We start from the raw sequence: 3988 nt of genomic DNA, 5'->3' as shown, positions 1-3988 counted from the left end.
CCGCAAGGGCCCCTCGACTTCCTTCGTCCAAGGCGGACCCGGTGAGATGCGTCTGAGCTAATGACGGACTTCGGCGAAGAAACTCCCCACCACGGTCAGGGCCTGCTTGCTGGGTTCTGCCGACGGTAGGCGATGCGGTCGGCGCGTGCCTTGTGCATCCCTTCGCGTCGGGCCTTGCGGATCTGTGCTCCTCGCCCTTCGTGTTCGTCGTCGGGGGTGACGTAGCCGATGCCGGCGTGCAGCCGGACGGTGTTGTACTCGACCCTGACGCGATCGAGCTCGACGTCGAGCACGCTCGGGTCGCGGATGTCTTCGAGGTGGGGCCACTCGGTCTTCACGTGGCCCCACAGCGACTCGATGTGGGTCTGGTCGGTGGGGGTGCCGGGACGCCCGATGTGCATGGCCAGGGCGTGCAGCGCCATGAACTCGCGGGTGGTGCCCGAGACCATCTGCGGGCCGCCGTCGGAGACGGCCAGCAGCACCGGCAGGCCTGGTCGGCGTTGGGCGCAATCATCCGCGCCTCGATCTGTGCGAGCAGGCCCTCAGCCTCCAGCGCGCGGGTGTAGAGCGCCTGGACGTGTTCGGACTCCGCGCTGGTGGGGCACCAGCAGAAAGTCGAGCCACTTGCGGGAGACCAGGTCGAGGATCGCCAGCGCGTCGCGGCCGGCGCGTGGGAACGCGGAGAAGTCGTGGCCCAACACCTGCAAGGGCCGGTACTCGACCCAGGCCGGCCCACGGCCGGGCGGCCACCGGGTCGCGTGTCGGTCGCGCCGGCAACACCAAGCTCTCGGCCCGTAAGACCCGGAGAACGCTGGATTCGGACACGAACACCTTCTCGAGGCGTGACCCGCGATGGGCGAGCTTGCGGTGCGACCGGTCGATCTCGCCCCAAGTGTCGAACAGCTCGATGATCGCGTCGCGCTCCCAGTCCAGCAGCGCATGCAGCGGCTCATCAGGCCCTGGCGGCGCGTCGGCGAGGCCAAGCCCGGCGTCGCGGCGACGGCGCCACCGGCCTGCCCGATCCTCGTTGAGTTCCAGCACCTGGCAGGCCGCGCGGACGGTCCAGCCACCGTCGACCGCGTGGTCGATCAGCTCAAGCAGGCCAGCCTTGACGTTGGCGTCCACCCGCATCGGGACCGGGCCGGCGGTCAGTCCCAACTGCCTTTTCCCCGGAACAGCTGCAGCTCGATCGCCTGCTCGGTGATCGTCTCACGCAGCCGAGCGATCTCCGCCTGCGCGTCCTCCAGCGCGGCCCGCTCGGAGCTCTTACCAGGCCGCCCCGGCCTGGACGCCGCCAGCCCCGAGAGCGTAGCCTGCTTGGCGGTCTTGACGATGTGCACCACCGTCGAGCGGTCGACGCGCCACTTGTCGGCGATCTCGCGCTGGGTGCCCTGGCCCGAGACGACCTCGCACCACACCTGGTACTTCTCCGCCGGGGTCAGATGCCGCCGACGGCGACGCTTCCCCGCTCCCTGCTGCTCTGCCATCATCCACCTCCGGTGGTCCTCACGGACCTGCCGTTGGCGGGGAGTTTTCCATCCCGGTTTCCGTCACGAACCCAGACGCGGAACGCCGGAGTTGCGCAGTAAGTAGGAAGCGGTCGGGCGGATTCGGGTCCGTAGAGGGGTCTAGGGTCGAGAATCGCTCGCCGGCGCCTCGGGTTGCGTAACACGACTACGTTTCGGTTGCTTCCATCTGTGGGCTGTATGTGCGACGATGTTCACGTTGTTCGGTCGGCGGGTGGGCAGACGCGGTGTACCTGCGGGAGACGAAACGCCGCAACAAAACATCCTGGGCCCTAAACTCGTCAAGCGGCCTCCTAAATCTCGTCTTCGGTCTTAGCCGCCGTTCTCAAAAGGCACGCTACTTGACATAAGGTCCCTTATCGGCGTCTCGTGACGTCATGCGATAGGCGCGGCAGGCGGGATCGTTGTCCGACGGCGCCGGCGGTGGCTGCTGGCCGAAGCTCTGGGCTACAACACGACGGTTCGCTCGGCGCGGTGCCCGGTCGGACGCGCGGCCGCATCACAGGGTGACGATGGTGTCCAGGGTCAGGTCGGGGTGCTCGCGTTCGAGCCGTTCGAGCGCGAACCGGTTGCGGAACAGCGCGATCGGGGTGCCGTCGGAGCGGTAGTAGATGTCGGCGGCGCGGGCGTCGCGCAGGGCCCTGGCGCCCGCGGGGTCGGTGCGGCGGGCCAGCTGGTAGTCGACGTGGTGGAGCTCGGCGGAGGCGCCGAACTCGTGCTCGAGCCGCCAGGTGGTGACGTCGAACTGCAGCACCCCGACCGCGGCCAGCAAGGGCGCCTGGTCGCCGAGCTCGGGATCGCGGAGCACCTGGATGACGCCCTCCTCGTCGAGCTCGGACAGGCCGCGGCGGAACTGCTTGTAGCGGGACCGGTCGGTGGGACGGATGCGGCGGAAGTGCTCCGGCGCGAACGTCGGCGGGGACGGGAACGCGACCGGTTCGTCGACGTAGAGGGTGTCGCCGATCGTCAGGTCCGAGGCGTTGACGAGCCCGATCACGTCGCCGGGCCAGGCCACGTCGGCGGTCTCGCGGTCCTGGCCGGACACCTCGTGGGCGTAGCGCATCGCGAACGGCTGCCCGGTCCGCGCGCAGCTCGCGGTCATGCCTCGTTCGAACCGTCCCGAGCAGATCCGCAGGAACGCGATGCGGTCACGGTGGCGCGGGTCCATGTTGGCCTGCACCTTGAACACGTACGCCGAGAAGGGGGCGTCCAACGGGCGTGGATCGCCGGCGACGTCCGCACGCGGCTGCGGGGCGGGAGCCAGGTCCACCAGCGCGTCCAGCAGGAGCCGCACCCCGAAGTTGGACAGCGCCGACCCGAAGAACACCGGCGTCGATCGTCCGTCCCGGAAGCCGGCGACGTCGACCGGGTCGTACACCGCGTCCAGCAACGCCAGCTGCTCGTCGACGCCTCCCTCCGGATCGTCCTGCCCGTCCCACGGCTCCTGGCGTTCCGGGGCCTTGGTGGACCCGTGGGCGGTCCGAGCGAACCGATGCAGGACCCGGTCACGCCGGTCGACGACCCCGTGGAACTGTCCGCGGGACTTCACCGGCCAGGTGACCGGGACCGCTTCCAGGCCGATCTGCGCTTCGATGTCGTCGAGGACCGCGAGCGGGTCCAGCGACGGGCGGTCCATCTTGTTCACGAACGTCAGCAGCGGCGCGCCGCGCCGCCGGCACACCTCGAACAGTTTCCGCGTCTGCGGTTCGACGCCCTTGGCGGCGTCGAGCACCATCACCGCCGCGTCCACCGCGGACAGCACCCGGTAGGTGTCCTCCGAGAAGTCGCGGTGCCCGGGCGTGTCCAGCAGGTTGAACGTCACTCCACGGTGGTCGAAGCGCACCACCGCCGAGCTGATCGAGATGCCACGCTGCTGCTCCAACGCCATCCAGTCCGACGTCGCGGCCCGCTGGACCTTCCTCGACCGCACCGCCCCGGCCTGGTGGATCGCACCCGAGTACAGCAGGAACTTCTCCGTCAGGGTCGTCTTGCCCGCATCCGGGTGCGAGATGATCGCGAACGTGCGACGCCGCGCAGCTGCGCGTGCAGCATCCAGGACAGGGGGCGACGTGGCCGACGAGGTCACCTCAGCGCGTCGGCGTGGACGCGGGATGGCAGGTCGTCTCCGACCGCAGTGACTCCACGAACGCTTCCGCCGCCTGGAGCTTGCCGCGCAGTTCCTCGCACTTCGCGGAAGCAGCGTCGGCGTACATCGCCAACCGATCCGTCGCCTGCGCCCGCTCATCGGCGTCCAGATCGTCGAACCACAACCGGCGGCGCACCTCGAGTAGGTCGCGCATCTCGTCCAGCGTGAAGCCCAGTGGCTTCATGCGTTTGATCAGCTCCAGTCGGGAGATGTCATCGTCGGTGTAGAGCCGGAACCCGCCGGCCGTGCGGTCCGACGGTTCGATCAACCCGACCTCCTCGTAGTAGCGCACCGTGCGCAACGACAACCCGACCCG

Annotated in this window: 4 protein-coding genes; all 4 read right to left on the bottom strand. The window is 69.2% G+C overall.

From position 1 onward, the window contains the following. Window positions 1–95 precede the first annotated feature (95 nt). Window positions 96–482 carry an integrase core domain-containing protein gene (locus tag M3N57_03755; GenBank protein MDP9021811.1) on the bottom strand — a complete coding sequence of 129 codons (387 nt, stop codon included), beginning with the start codon at window positions 480–482 and terminating at the stop codon, window positions 96–98. 666 nt (window positions 483–1148) lie between these two features. After that, entirely contained in the window at window positions 1149–1487 is a 339-nt protein-coding gene (locus tag M3N57_03750) for a helix-turn-helix domain-containing protein (GenBank protein ID MDP9021810.1), read from the bottom strand. 538 nt (window positions 1488–2025) lie between these two features. Continuing rightward, on the bottom strand, window positions 2026–3612 hold the full coding sequence (locus tag M3N57_03745) for a peptide chain release factor 3 (protein MDP9021809.1): 1587 nt from the start codon (window positions 3610–3612) through the stop codon (window positions 2026–2028). A 1-nt stretch (window position 3613) separates the two neighbouring features. Next, a partial coding sequence (locus M3N57_03740) for a MerR family transcriptional regulator (protein MDP9021808.1) occupies window positions 3614–3988 on the bottom strand: 375 nt, incomplete at its 5' end.

This window comes from Actinomycetota bacterium, from assembly GCA_030776725.1.
In the GTDB taxonomy this organism is placed as follows: Bacteria; Actinomycetota; Nitriliruptoria; order Nitriliruptorales; family JAHWKO01; genus JAHWKW01.
Note: the sequence above shows the minus strand (reverse complement) of the source record. Positions and strands in the feature narration are given on the sequence as shown.

What these genes read in the sequence shown, in the direction of transcription:
- M3N57_03750 (MDP9021810.1), bottom strand. Translation starts at nt 1,487, where the DNA reads ATGGCAGAGCAGCAGGGAGCGGGGAAGCGTCGCCGTCGGCGGCATCTG.